The organism is Streptomyces sp. NPDC046308 (assembly GCF_055588065.1).
On record NZ_JBVJFB010000004.1, the window covers coordinates 413,244 to 439,008 of the forward strand.

Sequence of the window (25,765 nt, forward strand, 5' to 3'; positions counted from 1 at the left end):
GCGATGGGTGAGGTCTTCGCCGGCCGGTACGAGCTGATCGATCCGATCGGGCGCGGTGGCGCGGGCGCCGTGTGGCGCGCCTGGGACCACCGCCGTCGCCGCTACGTCGCCGCGAAGGTCCTCCTGCAGAGCGACGCCCACACCCTCCTGCGCTTCGTGCGGGAACAGGCCCTGCGGATCGACCACCCGCACGTGCTCGCTCCCGCCAGCTGGGCGGCCGACGACGACAAGGTCCTCTTCACCATGGACCTGGTCGGCGGCGGCTCCCTCGGCCACGTGATCGGGGACTACGGCCCGCTGCCGCCCCGCTTCGTGTGCCTGCTGCTCGACCAGCTCCTGTCGGGGCTCGCCGCGGTGCACGCGGAAGGCGTGGTCCACCGCGACATCAAACCGGCCAACATCCTGATGGAGGCCACCGGAACCGGGCGGCCGCACCTGCGGCTGTCCGACTTCGGCATCTCCATGCGCAAGGGCGAGCCCCGGCTGACCGAGACGAACCACGTGGTCGGCACCCCGGGCTATTTCGCCCCCGAGCAACTGCTGGGCGCCGAGCCCGACTTCCCCGCCGACCTCTTCGCCGTCGGGCTGGTCGCCCTGTACCTCCTCCGGGGCGCCAAGCCCGACTCCCAGGGCCTCGTGGAGCACTTCCTGGCCCATGGCACGCCGGGCGCCCCGGAGGGCGTCCCCGCCCCGCTGTGGGACGTCCTCGCGGGTCTCCTCCAACCGGACCCGCGGAGCCGCTTCCGTACGGCCACAGGGGCGCGCAAGGCCCTTGCCGAGGCCGTGGAACTGCTGCCGCCGCCCGCACCGGACGAGGATCCGGTGGAGGTGTTCGACCAACTCGGCCCGCTCCCGCCCGGTTTCGGCCCGCAGGGGCCGTCGGCCACGGCCCCGGTGACCCCGCAGGCGCCCACCGCCGGCGTGGTGCCGCTCGGCGCGCCCGCCTCCGTGCCGACGGCCGCGGAGCCCGCCCGTACCGATCCGCGCGCGAGGGCGGCGACGGCGTCCACCGCTCCCCCGGCCGCGACCGCGCCGACCACGCCGACCACGCCGACCGAGCCGACCGAGCCCGCCGCGCCCACGGACCCGTACCTGGCCGTCCCGGCCCAGGTGCCCGCGTACGGGCCCTCGGAGACGGGCAGCTTCCACCTGCCGCCGCCCTCACCGGCGAACGTGCCGACGGCGCTCTCCTCCACCGCCCCGCCCGTCCGGACGGGCGGCGGCATCGCCCCGCCGCCCGCCAAGGCCGTGGCCTCGCTCCTCGCCGCGGCGCTCCTCTGCTTCGCCGTCGGCGTCTGGGCCCTCACCCAGCTGTAGGAACGGGCCGTCGCCGCCCCAGCAGCGTCCAGCCGCCGAGTACGAGCAGCAGCACCGCCCCGGTGCCGAAGCCGGTCCCGGCGACGACCCGCATCACGGACCGCTTGTCGGCGGCCGCCGCGGCCTCCGGGGCGGTCAGCCCCTCCTCGGCGGCGGTCCGGTCCGCCTCGCCCACCCCGAAGCCGCCCGCGGCCGGACTCCCCTTGTACGCGGGCCCCTTGGCCGGGGCGCCGCCGACCTCCAGCCGCAGGGTCAGCGGCACGGGCACCGCGTCCTCGGTGAAGTCGGCGACCTTCGAGCCCATCGTCACCGCCACGTAGTACCAGCCCGCGACGGCCACGGACCGCACGGCCCGGTCACCGGCGAACCGGTTCTCGTAGGCGACGGGAGGGGTCTTCCCCAGGGTGATCCCGGCCTGCTTGCCGTCGTACGAGACGTCCTTGTCGGAGATCAGGCCGCGGTACGGGGTGTAGAGCGCGATGGTGAGCCCGCCCGAGGCGGACCCGTACGTCTTGGTCATCCGGGCGGCGGCCAGTTCGGCGCCGACCCCCAGCTGCTGTCCCCAGTCCAGCGGGACCCGGTAGTACCGGGTCTGCCCGGGCCGCATCTCGTCGCGCCACACGCCGGCGCCGAGGGCGCGCGCGTCGTTGAAGCCGGTGCCCCCGGAGCGGCCCACCGCCTCGGTCCCCGGCAGCGCGGGGGCCCCGGAGGGCCAGCTGCTCGGCGCGGTGGTGGGAGCGCCCGCGGCGCGCCCCGGTTCCCGCTGCACCTTGATCTCCAGTGGCCAGGGGCTCTGGTCGTAGCCCTTGGCCGACGTGCGGGTGATCTTGGCGTAGTACACGCCGGCGGGCGCGCACTCCTCGTCCTCCCCGCCCCACCGGACGCCGGCCGCGCTGATGGGGTAGGGGTCGTAGCCGAAGTTCGCCCGGCCGACGCTGTCCCGGCAGGAGCGCCCGGCGGTGGTCATGATCTCCACCTCGATGCCGTCGCCGCCGGAGACCCTGGCGCCCGCCGCGGGCCGGACCACGGCGGAGACGTAGACGTTCGAGTCGTCCTTCTCCAGGACGAGGCGGTACACGCGCTCCCCGGGGCCGAGGGTGTCCTCGTAGACGCCGCCGGGCTCGATCTGCGGGGCGTCCGCGCTGGAGGGCTTGCCCTCGACCGCCTTGGCCCCGTCCGCGGCCCGGTAGGTGGGGACCGGCTGCGGCTGCGCCCCCTCCGCGCGGGCGGCCGCCGGCAGTGCGGCCGCCAGGCCGAGGGTCGCCGCCCCCACCACGGCTCCCAGCCGCACCGTCGTCCGCACCCGACCCGTCACGCCGTCCACCCCGAGTTTGCTAGCGCAAGCCAAATCTTTGCATAACGTAAGTTTTCGTCACAGAACAGCACAAAGCCCCGGCCGCAGCGGCAGCCGGGGCTTCATGGGCTCAGCCTTGGGTCTCACACACCGGAACCAGAAGGCACGGAGTCGGTTGCCTCCGTCCACAGGTCCTGCTCGGCGCGGTCCGCCTGGATCTGGCGGTACACGAGGAGCCCGCCGATGGCGGCCAGTGCGACCAGGAGCAGCTTCTTCACCGCGCGACCTCGTCTTTCGTTGACGTAGGGGACTTCTGGCAGCCAACAATACACACCGACCGATATCCGATCGGCGCCCCTCGAGTGGCACCGACCCATCAACTGGCCCTACGACAAAGACCCCCAGGCCTTGGCCTGGGGGTCTTCGACACTGTGGGGCTAACAGGATTTGAACCTGTGGCCTCATCCTTATCAGGGATGCGCTCTAACCAACTGAGCTATAGCCCCATCCGCGCTGCGCGCTGACTCCTGAAGATTAGCGCACAGACCCGGTCAGGCCAAAATCCGTTCCGACGGGGCGTCTGCGCAGGTCATCCGACCCCTCGCGGACACTTCGGCGAAGGCCCTACTCGTCCTCGGCGAGGGTCAGCTCCACACCGCCGACGAAGCCCGCCGACAGGTTGTAGATGAACGCGCCCAGCGTGGCCAGTGCCGTCGCCAGCACCACGTCGATCACCGCGATCACCGACGTGAAGGTCAGCACGCGCGGCAGCGACAGGAACGACTGGAGGTCGAAGCCGTTGCTCTCGTTCGAGCCGGTCGCCTCGCTGATGGTGCCGCCGACGGTCGAGAAGACGCCCATCGCGTCCATGACCATCCACAGCACCGCCGCCGCCACGATCGTGCAGATACCCAGCGCGATCGACAGCAGGAAGCTGACCTTCATCACCGACCACGGGTCGGCCTTGGCCACCCGCAGCCGGGCCTTGCGCGTCCTGGGCGCCGTACGGACCCCCGTACGCGGCTTGCGCTGCGCGGCGGGGCCCCCGCCCGCCCGCGGCGTGCCCGGGCCCGCGGGCGCCGCGTACGCCTGCGGCGGCTGGTACGGCGGCGGTGCGGGCCGGTCCTGACCGGCTTCCGCGCCGGCCGTCGGCTGCGGCCCTCGGGTGTCCGTCACGGCGATCCCCCTGCCCTCGGCGGTGGCGTCGCCACCCTGGGAGTCCGCGGCGGGGCCACGGGCACCGTTCGCCCCAGTCTTGGCCGGTCCGGCGCCCGTGGCTCCACTCACGACTTACTCCTCGTGCTCCCCGGCCGAAGGCTGCGTGCCCTCGGCGGCCTCGGCGGCCTGTCCGTCGGCCACCTCGGTGTCGTTCTCGTCGGCCTCGACCTCGTCAGCTTCCTGACCGGCCTCGGCGTTCCGGGCGATGCCGACCACGGCATCACGCTTGCCCAGGTTGATCAGCTGGACGCCCATGGTGTCACGGCCGGTCTCCCTGACTTCGTTGACGCGCGTACGAATCACACCACCGCCCAGCGTGATGGCGAGAATCTCGTCCGTTTCGTCCACCACGAGCGCCCCTACGAGCGACCCGCGGTCCTCCACGATCTTCGCGGCCTTGATACCCAGACCGCCACGGCCCTGGACGCGGTACTCGTCCACCGGCGTCCGCTTGGCGTAGCCGCCGTCGGTCGCGGTGAAGACGAACGTACCCGGCCTCACCACGCTCATGGAGAGCAGTTCGTCACCTTCGCGGAAACTCATGCCCTTCACGCCCGAGGTCGCGCGGCCCATCGGGCGCAGCGCGTCGTCGGTCGCCGTGAAGCGGATCGACTGCGCCTTCTTGCTGATCAGCAGCAGGTCGTCCGCGGCGGACACCAGCTCCGCGCCGATCAGCTCGTCGTCGCTGCCGTCCTCGGTCTCCCGGAGGTTGATCGCGATCACACCACCCGAACGGGGGGAGTCGTAGTCCTTGAGCGCCGTCTTCTTCACCAGACCGCCCTTGGTGGCCAGGATCAGGTAGGGCGCCGCCTCGTAGTCGCGGATCGCGAGGATCTGCGCGATCTTCTCGTCCGGCTGGAAGGCCAGCAGGTTCGCCACGTGCTGTCCGCGCGCGTCGCGCCCGGCGTCCGGCAGCTCGTACGCCTTGGACCGGTAGACCCGGCCCTTGTTCGTGAAGAACAGCAGCCAGTGGTGCGTGGTGGAGACGAAGAAGTGGTCGACCAGGTCGTCCTGCTTCAGCTTCGTGCCGCGCACGCCCTTGCCGCCGCGCTTCTGCGAGCGGTAGTCCTCGGTCTTGGTCCGCTTGACGTAGCCGCCGTGCGTGATCGTGACGACGATGTCCTCTTCGGCGATCAGGTCCTCGATGGACATGTCACCGTCGAAGGGCACCAGCTTGGAACGCCGGTCGTCTCCGAACTTCTCGACGATGGCCGCCAGTTCCTCGCTCACGATGGAGCGCTGACGCTCCTCCGAGGCCAGGATCGCGTTGTACTCGTTGATCTTGGCCTGGAGCTCGTCGTGCTCGGCGACGATCTTCTGCCGCTCCAGGGCCGCGAGGCGGCGGAGCTGCATCTCCAGGATCGCGTTCGCCTGGATCTCGTCGATCTCCAGGAGGCCCATCAGGCCCTCGCGCGCGATCTCGACCGTGTTGCTGCGCCGGATCAGCGCGATGACCTCGTCGATCGCGTCCAGCGCCTTGAGCAGACCGCGCAGGATGTGGGCGCGCTCCTCCGCCTTGCGCAGGCGGAACTTCGTGCGCCGGACGATGACCTCGATCTGGTGCGTCACCCAGTGGCGGATGAAGGCGTCGATCGACAGCGTGCGCGGCACGCCGTCCACCAGCGCCAGCATGTTCGCGCCGAAGTTCGTCTGCAGATCGGTGTGCTTGTAGAGGTTGTTCAGCACGACCTTGGCGACGGCGTCCCGCTTGAGGACGATCACCAAGCGCTGGCCGGTCCGCGACGAGGTCTCGTCACGGACGTCGGCGATGCCGCCGACCTTGCCGTCCTTCACCAGGTCCGCGATCTTCTGCGCGAGGTTGTCGGGGTTGGTCTGGTACGGGAGCTCCGTGACCACCAGGCACTGGCGGTTCTGGATCTCCTCGACCTCCACCACCGCGCGCATCGTGATGGAGCCGCGACCGGTCCGGTACGCCTCCTCGATGCCCTTGCGGCCCACGACCAGGGCGCCCGAGGGGAAGTCCGGGCCCTTGATCCGCTCGATCAGCGCGTCCTGGAGCTCCTCGTGCGAGGCCTCCGGGTGCTCCAGCGCCCACTGGGCACCGGCCGCGACCTCGCGCAGGTTGTGCGGCGGGATGTTGGTCGCCATGCCGACCGCGATGCCGGCGCTGCCGTTGACCAGCAGGTTCGGGAAGCGCGCCGGCAGGACCGTCGGCTCCTGGTTGCGGCCGTCGTAGTTGTCCTGGAAGTCGACGGTCTCCTCGTCGATGTCCCGGAGCATCTCCATGGCCTGCGGCATGAGCTTGCACTCGGTGTAGCGCATCGCGGCCGCCGGGTCGTTGCCCGGGGAGCCGAAGTTGCCGTTGCTGTCCACCAGCGGCATGCGCATCGACCACGGCTGGGCCAGGCGGACCAGGGCGTCGTAGATCGAGCTGTCACCGTGCGGGTGGTACGTGCCCATGACGTCGCCGACGACGCGGGCACACTTGTAGAAGCCCTTCTCGGGCCGGTAGCCGCCGTCGTACATCGCGTACAGCACGCGGCGGTGCACCGGCTTGAGGCCGTCCCGTACGTCGGGCAGCGCGCGGGACACGATGACGGACATCGCGTAGTCGAGGTAGGAGCGCTGCATCTCCGTCTCGAGCCCGACGGGCTCGATCCGCAGCACGGGCTGCTCCTCCGCGGGGTTCTCTGCGGTGGGAGTGGTTTCGTCGGCCATTGCTGGTCAGAAGTCCTTTCAGGCGGCGGTCAGCGGAGGCCGACTCAGATGTCGAGGAACCGAACGTCCTTGGCGTTGCGCTGGATGAAGGAGCGTCGTGCCTCGACGTCCTCGCCCATCAGCACCGAGAACAGGTCGTCGGCCTGGGCCGCGTCGTCGAGGGTGACCTGGCCGAGCACGCGGTGGTCCACGTCCATGGTCGTGACGCGCAGCTCCTCGGCGTTCATCTCGCCCAGACCCTTGAAGCGCTGGATCGAGTCTTCCTTGATCCGCTTGCCGTTCTGCTTGCCGAGCTCCACCAGGGCGTCGCGCTCGCGGTCCGAGTACGCGTACTCGAAGTCGTCGCGGCCCCACTTGATCTTGTAGAGCGGCGGGCGGGACAGGTACACGTGACCGGCCTCGACCAGCGGCCGCATGAAGCGGAAGAGGAAGGTCAGCAGCAGGGTGTTGATGTGCTGGCCGTCGACGTCGGCGTCCGCCATCAAGATGATCTTGTGATAGCGGAGCTTCTCGATGTCGAAGTCCTCGTGCACACCGGTACCGAAGGCGCTGATCAGCGCCTGGACCTCGGTGTTCTGGAGGATCTTGTCGATCCGGGCCTTCTCGACGTTCAGGATCTTGCCGCGGATCGGCAGGATGGCCTGGTACATCGGGTTGCGGCCGGACTTCGCGGAGCCACCGGCCGAGTCGCCCTCGACGATGAAGATCTCGCACTTGGTCGGGTCGTTCGACTGGCAGTCGGACAGCTTGCCCGGCAGCGAGGCGCTCTCCAGCAGGCCCTTGCGACGGGTGAGGTCACGGGCCTTGCGGGCCGCGACGCGCGCGGTGGCCGCCTGGATCGACTTGCGAATGATGTCCGCGGCCTCGACCGGGTTGCGGTCGAACCAGTCGTTCAGGTGCTCGTGGACGACCTTCTGCACGAAGGTCTTCGCCTCGGTGTTGCCCAGCTTGGTCTTCGTCTGGCCCTCGAACTGGGGCTCGCCCAGCTTCACCGAGATGATCGCCGTCAGACCCTCGCGGATGTCCTCGCCGGCGAGGTTGTCGTCCTTCTCGCGCAGCAGCTTCTTGTCGCGCGCGTAGCGGTTGACCAGACCCGTCAGCGCCGCACGGAAGCCCTCCTCGTGCGTACCGCCCTCGTGCGTGTGGATCGTGTTCGCGAAGGAGTAGACGCCCTCGGTGTACTGCGAGTTCCACTGCATCGCGATCTCGACCGAGAGCATGCGCTCCTTGTCCTCGGCCTCGACGTCGATGACGGTCGGGTGGATGAGCTCGCCCTTGCGCGAGTTCAGGTACTTCACGAAGTCGACGATGCCGCCCTCGTAGTGGTACTTCACCGTGCGCGCCTGGGGCTCGGCCGCGTCCGCGTCCGGGTCGTCGGCGCCGGCGGTGGCCTTCGCCGACTCGCGCTCGTCGGTCAGCGTCAGGGTGAGGCCCTTGTTGAGGAAGGCCATCTCCTGGAAGCGCCGAGACAGCGTCTCGAAGGAGTACTCGGTCGTCTCGAAGATGTCGCCGTCGGCCCAGAACGTCACCGACGTGCCGTGCTCGTCGGTCTCCTCGTTCTTGGCCAGCGGGGCCGTCGGCACGCCCAGCTTGTAGTCCTGGGTCCAGCGGTGGCCGTCCGTCTTGACCTCGACCGCGACCTTGGTCGACAGGGCGTTCACGACGGACACACCGACGCCGTGCAGACCGCCGGAGACGGCGTAGCCGCCACCGCCGAACTTTCCGCCCGCGTGCAGGACCGTCAGGACGACCTCGACGGCCGGCTTCCCCTCGGACGGCACGATGCCGACCGGGATGCCTCGGCCGTTGTCGACGACCCGCACACCGCCGTCGGCGAGGATGGTGACGTCGATGGTGTCCGCGTGCCCGGCCAGGGCCTCGTCGACCGAGTTGTCCACCACCTCGTACACGAGGTGGTGGAGCCCGCGCTCACCGGTCGAGCCGATGTACATGCCCGGCCGCTTGCGGACCGCGTCCAGGCCCTCGAGGACCTGGATCGCGCTGGCGTCGTACGAGGCGGTGACCTCGCCGTTCCCGCCGGCTGTGGACTGGTTGTCGTTGGGGTTGCCGGAATCGGCCACGAAGCGCCCTTTCTGGCACAGCACAGGCCGTACTCCGGGCCAGCAGGCATGCAAGCAGGAGCGGCTGCGTCGATCTGCGTTGTCAGCGTGTATCAGCTAGATCCCGCAAGCGGCGGGATTCGCTTCAGTCTACCGGTACCACGGACATGAATGGGGGTTTGCCGGTACCTGAGTCCGCATGTGCCGCCCTCAACCTCCTCTCTCCGACTCCCCACATCCGGGAAGGGGCTCAAAGAGGCTCACGCGGGCATCCAGCGCTTCGGCCTGTCAACCTCCGGCTACCGTGAGGGACGCCACGAAGTCCGGCCGCGCCGGCGTTCGAGGCGCGGGGTCGGGGGCGGAGCCCCGGGGCCCGCGGAGCGGGCTGTCCGCACCCTCACGCGTAGCCGCCCTGGCGTGCCCGCAGGGCCACCGCGGCCTAGCCGTAGGTGTCCCCGGGCCCCTTGCTGCCGGGCGCCCGCCACGGCCCGTACCCCTTCGGCCGCCCACCCGGCCCCTGCACCTTGATCATCCGCACCGTCCCCTGCCCCAGATCCGCGTTCAGCCGCGCCACCAGCTGCGGCGCCAGCAGCTTCAGCTGCGCCGCCCACGCCGAGGAGTCGCACCGCACGACAAGCTCACGGTCCTCGTAGCGTTCCGGTTCACAGTGCGCCGCGATCTCCGGGCCGACGATCTCCGGCCAGCGCTCCATCACGCCCGCCACCGCCATCGGCATCTCCCAGCCGCGTTCGGTGCGCAGCCGGTCCAGGGCCGCCATCAGCGGCATCGGGTCCCGGCCGTCCGCGCGGGCCCCCGAGCGCAGCCCCGGCTGCCGGCCCTTCTTGGCGCCGGCCGCGTTGCCCCGGGCCCGCGCCTGCTCGCGCGCGGCCGCCAGGGCCTGGCGGGCGAGGTCCACCCCGGAGACCTCCGGGGCCTTGCGGCCGTCCTGCGGGTTCCTGCCCTGCTCGCTCACAGCCGCGTCACCTCACCGCCGGACACGGCGAACCGCGTTCCCACCAGCACCCCCGGGACGTCGTCGTCCACCGCCGCCGTCACCAGCACCTGTTCGCCCGGCGCCACCAGCTCCGCCAGCCGCTCCCGGCGCCGCGTGTCGAGTTCCGCGAACACGTCGTCCAGGATCAGCACCGGCTCGCTGCCCTCCGAGCGCAGCAGCTCGTACGAGGCCAGCCGCAGCGCCAGCGCGTACGACCAGGACTCGCCGTGGCTCGCGTACCCCTTCGCGGGCAGTTCCCCGAGCCGCAGCAGCACGTCGTCGCGGTGCGGACCCACCAGCGTCACGCCGCGCTCGATCTCCTGCTTGCGCACCTCCGCCAGCGCGGCCAGCAGCACCTCGTAGAGCGCCTCGCGGGTGCGCGCCGTGCCGTTGTCCACCGGTTCGCCGGCCGAGGACTTGTACGCCAGCCCCAGCGGGCCGCCGCCGGGCGCGAGCTGCTCGTACGCCTTGTCCGCGAGCGGCAGCAGCGTCGCGATCAGGTCCAGCCGTTGGGCCAGCAGCTCCGCGCCCGCGCGCGCGAGGTGCTGGTCCCACACGTCGAGGGTGGACATGTCCATCGAGCGGCCGCCGTGCCGGCGCGCCATCGCCGCCGACTTCAGCAGGGTGTTGCGCTGCTTGAGCACCCGCTCGTAGTCGGAGCGGACCGCCGCCATCCGCGGCGAGCGCGCGGTGACGAGCTCGTCCAGGAACTTCCGCCGCTCCCCGGGGTCGCCCTTGACCAGGGCCAGGTCCTCCGGCGCGAACAGCACCGTGCGTACGATCCCCAGCACGTCCCGCGGCCTGACCTGCGAGGACCGGTTGATCCGGGCCCGGTTCGCCCGCCCCGGGTTCAGCTCCAGCTCCACCAGCTGCTGGCGCTCGCCCTGGGTGACGGCCGCGCGGATGATCGCCCGGTCCGCGCCCATCCGGACGAGCGGGGCGTCGGCGGAGACCCGGTGGCTGCCCAGGGTCGCGAGGTAGCCGATCGCCTCGACGAGGTTGGTCTTGCCCTGGCCGTTGGGCCCCACGAAAGCGGTGACGCCCGGGTCGAGGGGAACCTCGGCCCGGACGTACGAGCGGAAGTCGGCCAGTGAGAGATGCGAGACATGCATACGGCGCCGACCTCCCCCGGCTTCCTGCTGCTCTGCTCTGTACTGCTGTGGAGCGGTTGTGGACAGGCTGTGGACTACGCCTTCTCGACCGCGTGGCCGCCGAACTGGTTGCGCAGCGCGGCGATCATCTTCATCTGCGGGGAGTCGTCCTGCCGCGAGGCGAACCGCGCGAACAGCGACGCGGTGATCGCGGGCAGCGGTACGGCGTTGTCGATGGCCGCCTCCACCGTCCAGCGGCCCTCGCCCGAGTCCTGCGCGAAGCCGCGCAGCTGCTCCAGGTGCTCGTCCTCGTCGAGGGCGTTCACGGCCAGGTCCAGCAGCCAGGAGCGGATGACGGTGCCTTCCTGCCAGGAGCGGAAGACCTCGCGGACGTCGGTGACCGAGTCCACCTTCTCCAGGAGCTCCCAGCCCTCGGCGTAGGCCTGCATCATGGCGTACTCGATGCCGTTGTGGACCATCTTCGCGAAGTGGCCCGCGCCGACCTTGCCGGCGTGTACCGCACCGAAGTCACCCTCGGGCTTGAGGGCGTCGAAGATCGGCTGGACCCGCGACACGTGGTCCTTCTCGCCGCCGTACATGAGGGCGTAGCCGTTCTCCAGGCCCCACACGCCGCCGGAGACACCGCAGTCGACGAAGCCGATGCCCTTGGCCGCCAGCTCCGCGGCGTGCTTCTCGTCGTCGGTCCAGCGGGAGTTGCCGCCGTCGACGACGATGTCGCCGATCGAGAGCAGCTCCGCGAGCTCGTCGACGGTGGACTGGGTCGCCGCACCCGCCGGGACCATCACCCACACGACGCGGGGGGCCTGCAGGCTGTCCACAAGTTCCCGCAGGCTGTGGACATCGGCGAGGTCCGGGTTGCGGTCGTATCCGATGACGGTGTGGCCTGCGCGGCGGATGCGCTCGCGCATGTTGCCGCCCATCTTGCCGAGACCGACGAGACCAAGCTCCATCAGGTGGTTCCTTAAGCGTTGTGGCCGTCTTTGCCGGGGGGTCCGTGGATCCCGGGGACACCCCAGGCCCCGAGCCTACGCCGGGCCGGGGCGCCCGGCCCCATGGGGCGCGCGCTGCGGGCCGGCTGTCCCCGCACGTGCGCAGGCCCGGTCTCGCTGACCGCGAAACCGGGCCTGACCTGCGAAGAATCAGCCGGAGAGGCGTACCGGCATGATCAGGTACTTGTAGGTCTCGTCGGCTTCCGCGTCGAGCGCCGGACGGCCGCTGAGCAGCGCGGGCTTGGTGGACGTGGTGAAGCTCAGCTGGGCCACCGGGGAGGCGATCGCGCTCAGGCCGTCCAGCAGGAAGGTCGGGTTGAAGGCGATCGAGATGTCGTCGCCTTCGAGCTGCGCGTCGACCCTTTCCACAGCCTGTGCGTCGTCGGAGGAGCCGGCCTCCAGGATCAGCACCCCCTGCTCGAAGCTGAGGCGGACCGGGGTGTTGCGCTCGGCCACCAGCGCCACGCGCTTGACGGCCTCGACGAAGGGCGCGGTCTCGATCACGGCGACGGAGTTGAACTCGGTCGGGAAGAGCGTCCGGTACTTCGGCAGGTCGCCTTCGAGCAGCCGGGTGGTGGTGCGGCGGCCGGCGCCCTCGAAACCGATGAGGCCTTCGCCCGCGCCCGAGCCGGACAGCGCCAGGGTGACGGTGTCACCGCTGGTCAGCGAGTTGGCGATCTCCTGGAGCGTCTTGGCGGGCACCAGGGCCACGGCCGACGCGTCCGGGTTCTCCGGCTTCCACAGGAACTCGCGGACCGCGAAGCGGTAGCGGTCGGTGGAGGCCAGGGTGACGCGGTCGCCCTCGATCTCGATGCGGACACCGGTCAGCACGGGCAGCGTGTCGTCGCGGCCGGCGGCGGTGGCCACCTGCTTGGCGGCGGAGGCGAAGACCTCACCGGGCACGGTGCCGGTGGCGGTCGGCATCTGCGGCAGCGCCGGGTATTCCTCCACAGGCAGGGTGTGGAGTGTGAATCGCGAGGAGCCGCAGACCACGGTCGCCCGTACACCGTCTGTGGAAATCTCCACGGGGCGGTTGGGCAGGGCGCGGCAGATGTCGGCGAGCAGCCGGCCGGAGACCAGGACGGTGCCGTCCTCCTCGACGTCCGCCTCGACGGAGACGCGGGCCGAGACCTCGTAGTCGAAGCCGGAGAGGCTCAGCGTGCCGTCCTCGGCCTTGAGCAGCAGGCCCGCGAGAACGGGCACCGGCGGCCGGGCCGGGAGGCTACGGGCAGCCCAGGCCACCGCCTCCGCGAGTACGTCGCGCTCCACCCGGATCTTCACCGGAACCGCCTCCTGCTGTTGCTCGCTCGTCTGCCGGCCTTCGTCGTCGGCTCGTCGATGCCTCGACCGATGCCGGGGACCAGTCTGACGTACGGCGCCGACAGTCCGTGCGGCCGGCGGTCAAGTCGGGAGCGAGGCGTCGGGGCGGGCTCTCGACGAGTTGTGCACAGGACCCGCTTGAAAACCGAAACCGGCCTGACTCTCTATGGGGGTAGTAGTAGGGCCTGTGGAAACGGTGGATAAGCCCGTTCTCGCAGGTCACACCGCGTTTTTTATCCACCGACCCTGTGGGTGACACCGGTGGACAACCCCGTGCCTCTGTGGAGAACGAAAAGTTCTGCACAGGCCGTCCCCAGGAGACCCCGACTACTCCACAGGTGTGTCCCCAGCTTTCCCCCGGTACTCCACAACCCAAACGTCTACTTCCGTGTGACCGCTTTCACTCCGGGCGGTGAGAGGGGCTGGTGCGTTGCCGAACAGTGGACAAGGGTGTGGAGAACAGAGCCGATCCTGTGCACAGGATGCGCGAACCTGTGGGGAGGCGGTGGACAACGTCGTGGACAGAGCTGTGGACGAAGTTTTTGTCCACAGCCTGTGGATGACGGTTGCGCACAAATCCACAGGGGACTGACCTGGTCTGATGGAACCTCACCAGACGAGCCTGTGGACAGATTGTGGGCGACGGAACCCGTCCCCAGGGTGTGGACGGAAGAAAGTCCCCGAATCTGTGGATGAGTTGCTCTCCAGGGGGCGTATTCGAACAGGTCAGGGGCGCGCGGACGAAGAAGGGCGCCCCCGTCGCAGTCCGGGAGCGCCCTCTGAAAGCGTGTGAAGGGGCCCTTTCGTGGCCCCGGCGAGCGGTACGGGAGCCCGCGCTCAGCCGTTCTTGATGCGGTTGGTGAGCTCCGTGACCTGGTTGTAGATGGACCGCCGTTCGGCCATCAGCGCGCGGATCTTGCGGTCCGCGTGCATCACCGTCGTGTGGTCGCGGCCGCCGAACTGGGCCCCGATCTTGGGCAGCGACAGGTCGGTCAGCTCCCGGCACAGGTACATGGCGATCTGCCGGGCGGTCACCAGGACCCGGCTGCGCGAGGAGCCGCACAGGTCGTCCACGGTCAGACCGAAGTAGTCGGCGGTGGCCGCCATGATGTCGGAGGCGGTGATCTCGGGGGCGCTGTCCTCCCCGCCCGGGATCAGGTTCTTCAGGACGTCCTCGGTGAGGCCCAGGTCGACCGGCTGCCGGTTGAGGCTCGCGAAGGCCGTGACCCGGATCAGCGCCCCCTCCAGCTCGCGGATGTTGCGCGAGATGCGGGAGGCGATGAACTCCAGTACCTCCGGCGGGGCGTTGAGCTGCTCCTGGACGGCCTTCTTGCGCAGGATCGCGATCCGGGTCTCCAGCTCGGGCGGCTGGACGTCGGTGATCAGGCCCCACTCGAAGCGGTTGCGGAGCCTGTCCTCCAGGGTGACGAGCTGCTTGGGCGGCCGGTCGGAGGAGAGCACGATCTGCTTGTTGGCGTTGTGGAGCGTGTTGAAGGTGTGGAAGAACTCCTCCTGCGTCGACTCCTTGCTCGCGAGGAACTGGATGTCGTCGACGAGCAGGATGTCCATCTCGCGGTAGCGCTTGCGGAACGCGTCGCCCTTGCCGTCGCGGATGGAGTTGATGAACTCGTTGGTGAACTCCTCGGAGCTCACGTACCGCACGCGGGTGCCGGGGTAGAGGCTCCGCGCGTAGTGCCCGATGGCGTGCAGCAGGTGCGTCTTGCCGAGGCCGGATTCCCCGTAGATGAACAGGGGGTTGTAGGCCTTCGCCGGCGCCTCGGCGACGGCCACCGCGGCCGCGTGCGCGAAGCGGTTGGACGCGCCGATGACGAAGGTGTCGAACAGGTACTTGGGGTTCAGCCGGGCGGTCGGCTCCAGCGGGCCCGAGGAGGAGCCGCCGGACGGGGCCGGGGCCGCGGCGGGCCGACCGGGGGCCTGGCGCGGCGCGGGCTGCTCGTACTGCTGCTGTTCGTACTTCTGTTGCTCGTACTGATGTGACTGGTGCGACTGATGGGCCTGTTGCGCGTCGTACGGGGACTGCTCGTACTGCTGCTGCTCATAGGAGCCCTGGTCGTAGCCGGAGGGCTCGGACTGCTGGAGGTAGCCGGGCTGCGGGGAGGCGTAGGGGTCGCGCTCCGGGAAACCGCCGAGGCGGGGCTGCTGCCAGCCGTAGTCGTCCTGCTGGCCGCCGCGGGGCCAGGCGCCGGGCTCGGGGCGCTGCTGCTGGTAGTCCGGGTAGGCGGGGCGGGCGGTGGGGAGCTGGTCGTCCCCGTTGCCGGGGCCGCCGCCGGGGCGCTGGCCGCCGTACGGCTCGTACCCGCCGGACTGCTGCGCGGGCGGGGCGGGCGGCGCGGGCTCGCCGGCGGAGTCGTCCACGGTGATGGCGATCCGGATGGGGCGGCCGCATTCGCGGCTGAGCGCGTCACTGATCAGCGGGGCGAGCCGGCCCTCGAGGACGCGCTTGCCCCATTCGTTGGGGACGGCGAGCAGTGCGGTGTCGGCGACGAGTGCCAGGGGCTGGCACCTCTCGACCCACTGCTTGTCCTTCGGCTCGATCCCCGGCTGTCCCTCCCCGAGGAGCTTCTCGAGCACCCTTGGCCACACTGCGGCAAGATCGGCAGGTACGTCAGCCACAGAGCACGCTCTCTCACAGGGGTCCCACGAATGTGTGGTTCTTTGGGACGGTCGGGACAAAAAAACCGGGGTCGGACAACGGTAGTCAGGCCAGCGGGTACGGTTCAAGTCGTTGTCCACAGCCTGTGCACAGTGTGGGGCCACGTCGGCTCGGTTTGACCGGATGGCGTAGCCGCGCGTACCGTAACGAGGTCGAGTTGTCGATGGCTGCTGCCGCCTGCCTACCGATGGGCGAAGGTCACTGATAGTGATCATTTAGCGGTGCCACTCGGGCGAACACGCGAGTTTCTCCTCGTGGGCGCACGGTGACAGCCAGGCGATGTCCCGCCACAACGATTCATTCTCTGGAGCCCCCGAGTGAGCAAGCGCACCTTCCAGCCGAACAACCGCCGTCGTGCCAAGACCCACGGCTTCCGTCTCCGGATGCGTACCCGTGCCGGTCGCGCGATCCTCGCGAACCGTCGTGGCAAGGGCCGCGCCGCCCTTTCCGCGTAACAACACGCAGGTCGTGACGTCGTGCTGTCTCCCGAAAATCGGCTGAGGCGGCGCGAGGACTTCGCGAGCGCGGTACGCCGAGGTCGCCGGGCTGGTCGCCCGCTCCTCGTCGTCCACCTACGTACAAGCGGTGCAACGGACCCGCACGAGTCGGGGGAGATCGATCCCTCGTCGCGTGCGGGTTTCGTCGTCAGCAAGGCTGTCGGCAACGCCGTCATACGTAACCGGGTCAAGCGCCGTCTGCGCCATCTGGTCCGGGATCGGCTCTCGCAGCTGCCCGCCGGTAGCCTGGTGGTGGTACGTGCGTTGCCCGGAGCGGGTGATGCCGGCCCCGAGGAACTGGCCCGGGACCTGGATGCCGCTCTGGTGCGGCTCCTGGGAGGCGTGGCTCGATGAAGTACCCGCTGCTCGCTTTGATCAAGCTGTACCAGTGGACGATCAGTCCGCTGCTCGGGCCGGTGTGCCGGTACTACCCGTCGTGTTCGCACTACGGGTACACGGCCATCGACCGGCATGGTGCGGTGAAGGGGACGGCCCTGACCGCCTGGCGGATCCTGCGGTGCAATCCGTGGTCCCCGGGTGGTGTGGACCACGTCCCACCCCGTAAACGCCCGCGTTGGCACGAGCAGCTGCGCAGTGCGTTGCGTAGATCTCGCAATGCTCAAGGAGCCTGATTAGTGGACACGATTGCCAGTCTGTTCAGCTTTATCACCACGCCCGTCTCGTGGGTCATCGTCCAGTTCCACTCGCTGTACGGCGCCATCTTCGGTGCGAACAGCGGATGGGCCTGGGGTCTGTCCATCGTGTCCCTGGTGGTCTTGATCCGCATCTGTCTGATCCCGCTCTTCGTGAAGCAGATCAAGGCGACGCGAGGCATGCAGGCGCTCCAGCCGAAGATGAAGGCGATCCAGGAGCGCTACAAGAACGACAAGCAGCGCCAGTCCGAAGAGATGATGAAGCTGTACAAGGAGACGGGTACCAACCCGCTCTCCTCGTGCCTTCCGATCCTGGCGCAGTCCCCGTTCTTCTTCGCGCTCTACCACGTGCTGGCGAGCATCGCCAACGGCGAAGAGATCGGCTACATCGACGGTCCGCTGCTGGCCAGCGCGCGTGAGGCCCACATCTTCGGGGCCCCGCTGGCCTCCAAGTTCACCGACAGCGCCGCCGAGGTCGCCGCCCTGGGCGCCTCGATCACCGACGTGCGCATCGTCACCGCCGTCATGATCGTCCTGATGTCGCTGTCGCAGTTCTACACGCAGCGCCAGCTGATGCAGAAGAATGTCGACCTCTCGGTCAAGACGCCGTTCATGCAGCAGCAGAAGATGCTGATGTACATCTTCCCCGTGATCTTCGCGGTCATGGGCATCAACTTCCCCGTCGGTGTTCTCGTCTACTGGCTGACCACGAACGTGTGGACCATGGGCCAGCAGATGTACGTGATCAACCAGAACCCGACGCCGGGCAGCAAGGCGCAGGACCAGTACCTGACCCGCCTGCTGAAGCACATCGGCTCGCACGGTGACGTCAAGGGCCGGAGCAAGAAGAAGATGGTCGCGGCGATCGTGGCCAAGGGCCCGGACCGCAACGACAACGAGCGGAAGTTCATCACGGCTCTGACGAAGCAGGGCCTCGCCGCCCAGCCGGACGGCTCCGTGATCAAGAGTTCCGAGGCCACGGCGGATTCGGATGCGGCGAGCGGCGGTGTCGCGAAGCGGCAGCAGCCCAAGCGGCAGTCGAAGTCGCAGCGTCAGACGCCCAGCAAGCCCTCTCCCAAGAAGTAAGAAGGAGTCCCTCCCGTGACGGAAGGCACCACCACCGCCGCCGCTGAGAGTGGCGACACCCTGACCCGCCTCGAGCAGGAGGGTGAGATCGCGGCCGACTACCTCGAGGGTCTGCTGGACATCGCCGACCTGGACGGCGACATCGACATGGACGTCGAGGCCGACCGTGCCGCGGTGTCGATCGTCAGTGACTCCGCCAGCCGCGACCTGCAGAAGCTCGTGGGCCGCGACGGTGAGGTTCTGGAGGCTCTGCAGGAGCTGACCCGCCTCGCCGTGCACCGGGAGACCGGGGACCGCAGCCGGCTGATGCTGGACATCGCCGGGTTCCGCGCGAAGAAGCGCGAGGAACTGGCGGCGCTGGGCGCCCAGGCGGCGGCGGACGTGAAGGCTTCGGGCGAGCCGATGAAGCTGGCCCCGATGACCCCGTTCGAGCGGAAGGTCGTCCACGACGCCGTGGCGGCCGCCGGTCTGCGGAGCGAGTCCGAGGGCGAGGAGCCGCAGCGCTTCGTCGTTGTGCTCCCGGCCTGACCCCTGGCGCGAGTATTCGGCCCCGTCTGTCTCGCAGGCGGGGCCGATGTTTGTCAGCCTGGCATGTGAACGCCTGGCATGTGAACGACGCGGCATCTTGAAGACGTGGTTTCTCCAGAACCATGCGGTACGGAAGGACGGTCCCCGTGACGGAGGCAGCTGAGCTTCCCCCGGCGCCTGAAGAGGCGCGCGCGGTGTTCGGTGAGTTTTTCCCGGAAGCTGTGCGGTATGCGGAGCTGCTGGCGGACGCGGGAGTCAAGCGGGGCCTGATCGGGCCGCGTGAGGTGCCCCGGCTGTGGGAGCGGCACCTGCTGAACTGCGCTGTGCTGTCGGAGGTGGTGCCTCAGGGCGTCACCGTGTGCGACGTGGGTTCGGGCGCCGGTCTGCCCGGTATCCCGCTGGCGCTGGTGCGCCGGGATCTCAAGATCACACTGCTGGAGCCGCTGCTGCGGCGCACGACCTTCCTCCAGGAGGCCGTGGAGCTGCTGGGCCTGGACCACGTCACGGTGGTGCGGGGCCGGGCCGAGGAGGTTCTCGGCAAGGTGCAGCCGGTGCACGTGGTGACGGCCCGTGCGGTGGCCCCGCTGGACCGGCTGGCCGGCTGGGGCGTTCCCCTGCTGCGCCCGTACGGGGAGATGCTGGCGCTCAAGGGTGACACCGCCGAAGAGGAACTCGTGTCGGCGAAGACCGCACTGGCGAAGCTCGGTGTGGTGAAGACCTCGGTACTGCACGTGGGCGAGGGTCTGGTGGACCCGCTGTCGACGGTGGTCCGGGTCGAGGTCGGAGAGAGCCCCGGTGGGGTGAGGTTCGCGGCCAAGCGGGCTAAGGCGGCTCGGGTGGGACGCACCCGCCGTCGCCGTTGATTCTCTGATGTGAGGGGGCCCGGCGGAGATTTCATCTCCGTTGGGCCCCATAGGTATGGATTTCGGAGTGTCGTAGCGGCTCGAAGACCCTGTCCGGGCCCACTCCGGGCATCGTGTTTCACGTGAAACGTCGCTCTCTGCTGCACGGAATCATCAGCCGCGGTCGTGCGGCCGCGTCCCCCCTCCACCGCAAGGACGCAAGAGGGACGGAGTTGTCCACATCGGTGGATTCATCCACAGGAGTACGGGCCCCGCTGGTTCGCGACCCCGGTGACATGGCAGGCTCTGTTCATCGCGAGCCTGATGTCGAGGAGAGTGACACCGTGCGGTCCGACGCCAACCTCGCGGGGCCGATGGCCGATCCGGTCCCCGGTCCCCGCTCTGAATCGGCGGGAGACGATGTTTCACGTGAAACATTGCCTCCGCCCCTTGTAGACAACGACACCCCCATCGGCCGAGCCGCCCAGCAGGCGGTCGAGGCGCTGGGGCGTACCGGAGAGCGCCTGCCCCGGCCGGAGCAGACCCGGGTCATCGTGGTCGCCAACCAGAAGGGCGGCGTGGGCAAGACCACGACGACCGTGAACCTGGCGGCCTCCCTGGCCCTGCACGGGGCACGGGTCCTCGTGGTCGACCTCGACCCGCAGGGCAATGCGTCCACCGCTCTGGGCATCGACCACCACGCGGACGTGCCGTCGATCTACGACGTACTCGTGGACAGCCGGCCCCTTCTGGAGGTCGTCCAGCCGGTCGTGGATGTGGAAGGGCTCTTCTGTGCTCCGGCCACGATCGATCTGGCGGGCGCGGAGATCGAGCTGGTGTCGCTCGTGGCGCGGGAAAGCCGGCTTCAGCGGGCGATCCAGGCGTACGAGCAGCCACTCGACTACATCCTGATCGACTGTCCTCCCTCGCTCGGGCTGCTGACGGTGAACGCGCTGGTGGCCGGCGCGGAGGTGCTGATCCCGATCCAGTGCGAGTACTACGCGCTGGAGGGCCTGGGTCAGCTGCTGCGCAATGTCGACCTGGTGCGGGCCCACCTCAACCCGACGCTGCACGTGTCGACCATCCTGCTGACGATGTACGACGGCAGGACCCGGCTGGCCTCGCAGGTGGCGGAGGAGGTGCGCAGCCACTTCGGCAAGGAGGTGCTGCGGACGAGCATCCCCCGGTCGGTGCGTATCTCCGAGGCGCCCAGCTACGGGCAGACGGTGCTCACGTACGACCCGGGCTCAAGCGGTTCCCTCTCCTATCTGGAGGCGGCGCGAGAGATCGCGTATCGAGGGGTCGGAATGCAGTACGACGCCCAGCACGCCCATCTGGGCGCGGGCATGAACAGCACGCAGAGTGTGGCGGAGGGGATCCAGTGAGCGAGCGACGTAGAGGTCTGGGGCGGGGGCTCGGTGCGCTGATTCCCGCGGCCCCGCAGGAGAAGACGCCGCCGGTGATCAGTGCCGGTTCGACGTCTCCGTCGGCGGTGCCGGTCATCACCTCGGAGCGCGGGGTCGCGGCGGCGAAGCTCGCTTCGCTGGCGCAGGCGGATGTTTCACGTGAAACATCGCTCGCGGTCGTCCCGGCGCAAGAGTCGGATCCGGTGCCGACCGAGACCAATGTGGTGGCGGGAGCGACGTTCGCGGAGCTTCCGATGGACGCGATCACGCCGAACCCGCGGCAGCCCCGCGAGGTGTTCGACGAGGACGCTCTCGCCGAGCTGGTGACCTCCATCCAGGAGGTGGGTCTGCTTCAGCCGGTGGTGGTGCGGCAGTCTGCTCCGGGTCGCTACGAGCTGATCATGGGTGAGCGGCGCTGGCGTGCCTGCCGGGAGGCCGGGCTGGAGGCCATTCCGGCGATCATCCGGGCGACGGACGATGAGAAGCTGCTGCTGGACGCGCTGCTGGAGAACCTGCACCGGGCTCAGCTGAACCCGTTGGAGGAGGCTGCGGCGTACGACCAGCTGCTCCAGGACTTCAACTGCACCCACGACCAGCTGGCGGACCGGATCGGGCGTTCGCGGCCCCAGGTGTCGAACACGCTGCGGCTGCTGAAGCTGTCGCCGTCGGTGCAGCGCCGGGTGGCGGCGGGCGTGCTGTCGGCCGGACATGCGCGCGCGCTGCTCTCGGTGGACGACTCCGAGGAGCAGGACCGGCTGGCGCACCGGATCGTGGCCGAGGGTCTGTCGGTGCGCGCGGTCGAGGAGATCGTGACGCTGATGGCCTCGGAGCCTTCGAGCGGGGTGAAGCCGAAGGGTCCGCGTGCGGGTGCCCGGGTGGCTCCGGCGCTCAGCGAGCTGGCGACGCGGCTGTCGGACCGGTTCGAGACGCGGGTGAAGGTGGATCTGGGCCAGAAGAAGGGCAAGATCACCGTCGAGTTCGCGTCGATGGAGGATCTGGAGCGGATTCTGGGAACGCTGGCGCCGGGCGAGGGCCGGGTGCTGGAACAGGGTCTTTCCGGGGAGTGATCCCAGGGCCGCCGAGGGGCGGGGGGGGGGGGGGGGGGGGGGGGGGGGGGGGGGGGGGGGGGGGGGGGGGGGGGGGGGGGTGGGGGGGGGGGGGAGGGGGGGGGGGGGGGGGGTGCCCCCCCCCCCCCCCCCCCCCCCCCCCCCCCGCCCCTTCGCCGTGCTGTCGAAGAACGAGGGGCCAGTGGATACGATGCGGTCATGGGTCGTCGGCTGGTACCGCTCACGCTGGACAACCTCCAGGATCTGCCGCGTCGTTGCCGGTCCTGTGTGTTCTGGGAACTGGACCCGGTCAGCGGTGAGGCCGCCGTGAAGGCGGGGACTTCGGCACTGGAGAAGGAGGCGTGGATCTCCGCTGTCCTTCTGGAGTGGGGGTCCTGCGGCCGCGTGGTCTACGTGGACGAGGTTCCGGTGGGGTTCGTGCTGTACGCGCCGCCGGCGTACGTGCCGCGGGCCACTGCGTTTCCGACCAGCCCGGTCTCGCCGGACGCGGTGCAGCTGATCACCGCATGGATCATGCCGGGGTATCAGGGGCAGGGCCTGGGGCGGGTCATGGTGCAGACGGTGGCGAAGGATCTGCTGCGGCGCGGCTTTCGGGCGATCGAGGCGTTCGGGGATGCCCGCTGGGAAGGTCCGGCGTGTCTGCTGCCCGCGGACCATCTCCTGGCCGTGGGCTTCAAGACCGTACGGCCCCATCCGGTGCATCCACGGCTGCGACTGGAGCTGAGGTCGACGCTGTCCTGGAAGGAAGACGTGGAGCTGGCGCTGGACCGGCTGCTGGGCGGCGCGCGCAAGGAGCCGGCGCTGCGTCCCCTCTGAAGGGGATATGTGAAACGGGACCGCCCCAAGGGGGCGGTCCCGTTTCACGTGAAACGCTGCGCGTCAGCGTCAGACGGCCTTGACCTCGACGAAGTCCGAGAGGTCCCGCAGGATGGCGGCCTTCGGCTTGGCACCGACGATCGTCTTGGCGACCTCGCCGCCCTGGTAGACGTTCAGCGTCGGGATGGACATGACGCCGTACCTGGCAGCCGTGGCCGGGTTCTGGTCGATGTTGAGCTTGACGATCTCGATCTGGTCGCCGTACTCGGCGGCGATGGCCTCGAGGGAGGGCGCGATCTGGCGGCACGGTCCGCACCATTCGGCCCAGAAGTCCACCAGTACGGGCTTCTCGCTGCTGAGGACCTCGGCGTCGAAGTCAGCATCGGTCACGGTCTTGAGAGCCACGGCGGGCCTCCTTCTTTCCTGCGGGGTGGGGTGTGGGGTGAAGCGGTCAGACAGTGGCGGTCGCGGCCGCCTTCTCGGCGTCCGCGAGGGCGGCGAGGAAGCGCTCGGCGTCGAGGGCGGCGGAGCAACCCGTGCCCGCAGCGGTGATGGCCTGACGGTACGTGTGGTCCACGACGTCGCCGGCACCGAACACGCCGGTGACACTGGTCCGGGTGGAGGGGGCGTCGACCTTGAGGTAGCCCTCGTCGTCCAGGTCCAGCTGGTCCTTGAACAGCTCGGTGCGCGGGTCGTGGCCGACGGCGATGAACAGGCCGGTCACGGCCAGCGCGGAGGTCTCACCGGTCTTGGTGTTGCGCAGGGTGAGGCCGGAGAGCTTCTGGTCGCCGTGGATCTCGGCGACCTCGCTGTCCCAGGCGAACTTGATCTTCGGGTCGGCGAAGGCGCGGTCCTGCATGGCCTTCGAGGCGCGCAGGCTGTCACGGCGGTGGACGATCGTGACGGACTTGGCGAAGCGCGAGAGGAAGGTGGCCTCCTCGATCGCGGTGTCGCCGCCGCCGACGACGGCGATGTCGTGGTCCTTGAAGAAGAACCCGTCGCACGTGGCGCACCAGGAGACGCCGCGGCCGGAGAGGGCGTCCTCGTTGGGCAGGCCGAGCTTGCGGTGCTGGGAGCCGGTGGTGACGATGACGGCCTTGGCGCGGTGCACGGTGCCGGCGGTGTCGGTGACGGTCTTGATCTCACCGCTGAGGTCCACGGCCACGATGTCGTCCGGGACCAGCTCGGCGCCGAAGCGCTCGGCCTGACCGCGCATGTTGTCCATGAGGTCCGGGCCCATGATCCCGTCCTGGAAGCCCGGGAAGTTCTCCACCTCTGTGGTGTTCATCAGGGCGCCACCCGCGGTGACCGCGCCTTCGAAGACCAGGGGCTTGAGCGAAGCGCGTGCGGTGTACAGGGCGGCGGTGTAACCGGCCGGCCCGGAGCCGATGATGATCACGTTTCGTACGTCGCTCACGGGTTTCTTCCTCGTCTCTGCGGACTGCGTGCTGCCTACCGGGGGCCGGTGCGGACTCTCACCCCACCCAACGGATCCTACGGCGCATGCATTCCCCGCCCGTCCCACTGCGGAGCCGAACCTGTCAGCTCCGGGGATAGGTGCGCGTCAGGAGGACCTTTCCGGGGGTGGCCGAGCCGCTGTTCTCGCAGCCCGAGTCGACCAGATAGGCGTCCACGCGCGCGGAGTCGTCCGGGTGCGGCAGGACGAGGAGATAGACGCCGGAGCCCTGGTAGTTGCCGCGCTCGGCGGCGAGCGGGGAGTCCGGGCGGCCGGTGGCGCCCTGGACGCAGGCGGGGACGGACACGGCCGCCCGCTTGTCGCCCGGGGCGACGCCCGGGGCCGGGGCCGTGTTCTCCATGCCGTAGGTGTTGTTCTGCTCCCCCGGAGCGGTCTTGGCGCCCTGGGTGGCGATGAGCCCGTGCACGGTGTCCTGGAGCCCCTCGGCCGTGTAGTCGCCGCCGGCCGCGATGGCCGCGCCCCGGTCCGAAGAGTTCGGGGTCTCGGTACGGGCGGCCGTGTCGCCGGTGGGCGTGCCGGAGAAGTCACCGAACAGGAAGAGCCCGAGGGCGCAGGCGGCGGCTCCGACCAGGCCCGAGAGCGCGGCGATCCGACGGCGGGCGCGGCGTCTGCCCGGGCCGGTTGGGCCGGTCGGGTGACCGGCGGGCGATGTTTCACGTGAAACATCGCGGTTCGGGGTGCGAGGCCGTTCGTCGGGTGTGGCCTTGGCCCGGGGCTGGGTGGCGTCGAGAAGGGCCTCGGCCGCGAGGGCCGCGTCGATGCGGCCGGCGATGTCACCGGGCATCCGGGCCGGTCCCGGGAGGGTGCCGAGGAGCCCCCGGATCTCCTCCAGGGAGGCTCGGACGTCGGCGCACAGGGCGCAGTCACCGAGGTGCCTGCGGACTTCGGCGGTACGGGACGGGGAGAGGAGACCTTCGGTCAGGTCGGAGATCTCCGAGACGTCCGGGTGCCGGATCGTGCCGGTCGTGCCGGTTGTGGGGCTCACGGTCGTCCACCTCCGCCCTTCACAGCGTCTGGGTCTGAATGCCTGGGTTGTGCCGATGGTGGGACGGGTGGACCCGGCGTCCGGTTCCTTCCCCGCTCGGTGGCGCTGTTATCCCCGGCATTCGTGCGCAGATGAGTGAGGAGGGGGACGAGTTTCGCCCGGCCGCGTGCGCACCGGCTCTTCACCGTGCCGGTGGGGACCTCGAGGATGCGGGCGGCTTCGGCGACGGGGTATCCCTGCATGTCGACGAGGACCAGCGCGGCCCGCTGATCGGCCGGGAGGGTGCTGAGGGCGGCCAGCAGCTGACGGTGGAGGTCCTGGCGCTCCGCGGGGGCCTCAGCGGACTCGTGGGGCTCCAGGAGCCGCTCCAGGCGGTCCGTGTCGTCGAGGGGGGATGTCCTGCGTGAGGCGGTCTTCCGAGCGCGGTCGAGGCAGGCGTTCACGGTGATGCGGTGCAGCCAGGTCGTGACGGCGGATTCCCCGCGGAAGGTGCGGGCGGCCCGGTAGGCGGAGACGAGGGCGTCCTGCACGGCGTCGGCGGCTTCCTCGCGGTCCCCCAGGGTCCGCAGCGCCACCGCCCACAACCGGTCCCGATGCCGCCGCACGATCTCCCCGAACGCATCGGGATCGCCGGCCACGTGCCGGGTCAGCAGATCCGCGTCACTGGCGTCGCCGGTCGTCGCGTCGTGCATCACACCTCGCCTCCCGGAGGGAGATTACGGCTTGGGCGGGGGAATGACGAGGCCCCGCC

Annotated in this window: 24 protein-coding genes and 1 tRNA gene; 10 read left to right on the top strand and 15 right to left on the bottom strand. The window is 69.8% G+C overall.

What is annotated here, in order from left to right:
- Window positions 1-3 precede the first annotated feature (3 nt).
- Complete coding sequence (locus ACZ6JT_RS19470; protein WP_469211281.1) at window positions 4-1,317, top strand: serine/threonine-protein kinase; 1,314 nt, start codon at window positions 4-6, stop codon at window positions 1,315-1,317.
- Here the strand turns inward: ACZ6JT_RS19470 and ACZ6JT_RS19475 are convergent.
- The 11 genes from ACZ6JT_RS19475 to dnaA form a co-directional block, all read right to left on the bottom strand.
- Window positions 1,304-2,632 (bottom strand): hypothetical protein, encoded by a 1,329-nt coding sequence (locus ACZ6JT_RS19475; RefSeq protein WP_469211282.1) that lies wholly within the window; start codon window positions 2,630-2,632, stop codon window positions 1,304-1,306. The genes ACZ6JT_RS19470 and ACZ6JT_RS19475 overlap by 14 nt on opposite strands.
- Before the next feature lie 122 nt (window positions 2,633-2,754).
- Window positions 2,755-2,889 carry a DLW-39 family protein gene (locus ACZ6JT_RS19480; RefSeq protein WP_208809277.1) on the bottom strand — a complete coding sequence of 45 codons (135 nt, stop codon included), beginning with the start codon at window positions 2,887-2,889 and terminating at the stop codon, window positions 2,755-2,757.
- 154 nt (window positions 2,890-3,043) lie between these two features.
- Window positions 3,044-3,117 (bottom strand) — tRNA-Ile (locus ACZ6JT_RS19485).
- Between the two features lie 118 nt (window positions 3,118-3,235).
- Entirely contained in the window at window positions 3,236-3,787 is a 552-nt protein-coding gene (locus ACZ6JT_RS19490; protein ID WP_469211578.1) for a DUF3566 domain-containing protein, read from the bottom strand.
- A gap of 114 nt (window positions 3,788-3,901) precedes the next feature.
- Entirely contained in the window at window positions 3,902-6,508 is a 2,607-nt protein-coding gene (gene gyrA, locus ACZ6JT_RS19495) for a DNA gyrase subunit A (RefSeq protein WP_469211283.1), read from the bottom strand.
- A 44-nt stretch (window positions 6,509-6,552) separates the two neighbouring features.
- Entirely contained in the window at window positions 6,553-8,613 is a 2,061-nt protein-coding gene (gyrB, locus tag ACZ6JT_RS19500) for a DNA topoisomerase (ATP-hydrolyzing) subunit B (protein WP_469211285.1), read from the bottom strand.
- A gap of 394 nt (window positions 8,614-9,007) precedes the next feature.
- The gene (locus ACZ6JT_RS19505; protein ID WP_469211286.1) at window positions 9,008-9,541 is read right to left on the bottom strand and encodes a DciA family protein; all 534 of its coding nucleotides are present in this window, start codon (window positions 9,539-9,541) and stop codon (window positions 9,008-9,010) included.
- A complete protein-coding gene (gene recF / locus ACZ6JT_RS19510; RefSeq protein WP_469211287.1) occupies window positions 9,538-10,674 on the bottom strand; it encodes a DNA replication/repair protein RecF in 1,137 nt (378 codons plus the stop codon). The genes ACZ6JT_RS19505 and recF overlap by 4 nt, the downstream gene beginning before the upstream one ends.
- Before the next feature lie 74 nt (window positions 10,675-10,748).
- The gene (gene gnd, locus ACZ6JT_RS19515) at window positions 10,749-11,624 is read right to left on the bottom strand and encodes a phosphogluconate dehydrogenase (NAD(+)-dependent, decarboxylating) (protein ID WP_376615623.1); all 876 of its coding nucleotides are present in this window, start codon (window positions 11,622-11,624) and stop codon (window positions 10,749-10,751) included.
- 189 nt (window positions 11,625-11,813) lie between these two features.
- Window positions 11,814-12,944, bottom strand: coding sequence for a DNA polymerase III subunit beta (gene dnaN / locus ACZ6JT_RS19520; RefSeq protein ID WP_469211289.1), 1,131 nt, complete (start codon window positions 12,942-12,944; stop codon window positions 11,814-11,816).
- 876 nt (window positions 12,945-13,820) lie between these two features.
- The gene (gene dnaA, locus ACZ6JT_RS19525; RefSeq protein ID WP_469211290.1) at window positions 13,821-15,872 is read right to left on the bottom strand and encodes a chromosomal replication initiator protein DnaA; all 2,052 of its coding nucleotides are present in this window, start codon (window positions 15,870-15,872) and stop codon (window positions 13,821-13,823) included.
- Between the two features lie 102 nt (window positions 15,873-15,974).
- Here dnaA and rpmH point away from each other — a divergent pair, with 102 nt between their 5' ends.
- The 9 genes from rpmH (at window position 15,975) to ACZ6JT_RS19570 (ending at window position 22,552) form a co-directional block, all read left to right on the top strand.
- A complete protein-coding gene (rpmH, locus tag ACZ6JT_RS19530; RefSeq protein ID WP_008741645.1) occupies window positions 15,975-16,112 on the top strand; it encodes a 50S ribosomal protein L34 in 138 nt (45 codons plus the stop codon).
- Between the two features lie 21 nt (window positions 16,113-16,133).
- Complete coding sequence (rnpA, locus tag ACZ6JT_RS19535; RefSeq protein ID WP_365468013.1) at window positions 16,134-16,508, top strand: ribonuclease P protein component; 375 nt, start codon at window positions 16,134-16,136, stop codon at window positions 16,506-16,508.
- Complete coding sequence (yidD, locus tag ACZ6JT_RS19540) at window positions 16,505-16,786, top strand: membrane protein insertion efficiency factor YidD (protein WP_076043740.1); 282 nt, start codon at window positions 16,505-16,507, stop codon at window positions 16,784-16,786. Before rnpA ends, yidD begins: the two co-directional genes overlap by 4 nt.
- Before the next feature lie 3 nt (window positions 16,787-16,789).
- The gene (yidC, locus tag ACZ6JT_RS19545) at window positions 16,790-17,893 is read left to right on the top strand and encodes a membrane protein insertase YidC (RefSeq protein ID WP_469211293.1); all 1,104 of its coding nucleotides are present in this window, start codon (window positions 16,790-16,792) and stop codon (window positions 17,891-17,893) included.
- Window positions 17,894-17,908: 15 nt separating this feature from the next.
- Window positions 17,909-18,421 (top strand): Jag family protein, encoded by a 513-nt coding sequence (locus ACZ6JT_RS19550; RefSeq protein WP_030707720.1) that lies wholly within the window; start codon window positions 17,909-17,911, stop codon window positions 18,419-18,421.
- Window positions 18,422-18,567: 146 nt separating this feature from the next.
- The gene (rsmG, locus tag ACZ6JT_RS19555) at window positions 18,568-19,284 is read left to right on the top strand and encodes a 16S rRNA (guanine(527)-N(7))-methyltransferase RsmG (RefSeq protein WP_030707721.1); all 717 of its coding nucleotides are present in this window, start codon (window positions 18,568-18,570) and stop codon (window positions 19,282-19,284) included.
- Window positions 19,285-19,559: 275 nt separating this feature from the next.
- Complete coding sequence (locus tag ACZ6JT_RS19560; RefSeq protein ID WP_078892725.1) at window positions 19,560-20,648, top strand: ParA family protein; 1,089 nt, start codon at window positions 19,560-19,562, stop codon at window positions 20,646-20,648.
- Window positions 20,645-21,736 carry a ParB/RepB/Spo0J family partition protein gene (locus tag ACZ6JT_RS19565; protein ID WP_469211296.1) on the top strand — a complete coding sequence of 364 codons (1,092 nt, stop codon included), beginning with the start codon at window positions 20,645-20,647 and terminating at the stop codon, window positions 21,734-21,736. Before ACZ6JT_RS19560 ends, ACZ6JT_RS19565 begins: the two co-directional genes overlap by 4 nt.
- 198 nt (window positions 21,737-21,934) lie before the next feature.
- Window positions 21,935-22,552, top strand: coding sequence for a GNAT family N-acetyltransferase (locus ACZ6JT_RS19570; protein WP_469211297.1), 618 nt, complete (start codon window positions 21,935-21,937; stop codon window positions 22,550-22,552).
- 69 nt (window positions 22,553-22,621) lie between these two features.
- Here the strand turns inward: ACZ6JT_RS19570 and trxA are convergent, their stop codons facing one another.
- The 4 genes from trxA to sigM all read right to left on the bottom strand — a co-directional run bounded on the left by trxA (window position 22,622) and on the right by sigM (window position 25,706).
- A complete protein-coding gene (trxA, locus tag ACZ6JT_RS19575; protein ID WP_469211299.1) occupies window positions 22,622-22,957 on the bottom strand; it encodes a thioredoxin in 336 nt (111 codons plus the stop codon).
- A 46-nt stretch (window positions 22,958-23,003) separates the two neighbouring features.
- Window positions 23,004-23,969 carry a thioredoxin-disulfide reductase gene (gene trxB / locus ACZ6JT_RS19580; RefSeq protein WP_469211301.1) on the bottom strand — a complete coding sequence of 322 codons (966 nt, stop codon included), beginning with the start codon at window positions 23,967-23,969 and terminating at the stop codon, window positions 23,004-23,006.
- Window positions 23,970-24,093: 124 nt separating this feature from the next.
- The gene (locus ACZ6JT_RS19585; RefSeq protein ID WP_469211303.1) at window positions 24,094-25,014 is read right to left on the bottom strand and encodes an anti-sigma factor; all 921 of its coding nucleotides are present in this window, start codon (window positions 25,012-25,014) and stop codon (window positions 24,094-24,096) included.
- Window positions 25,011-25,706: an RNA polymerase sigma factor SigM gene (sigM, locus tag ACZ6JT_RS19590; RefSeq protein ID WP_469211305.1), complete on the bottom strand. Its 696-nt coding sequence runs from the start codon at window positions 25,704-25,706 to the stop codon at window positions 25,011-25,013. The genes ACZ6JT_RS19585 and sigM overlap by 4 nt, the downstream gene beginning before the upstream one ends.
- Window positions 25,707-25,765 lie beyond the last annotated feature (59 nt).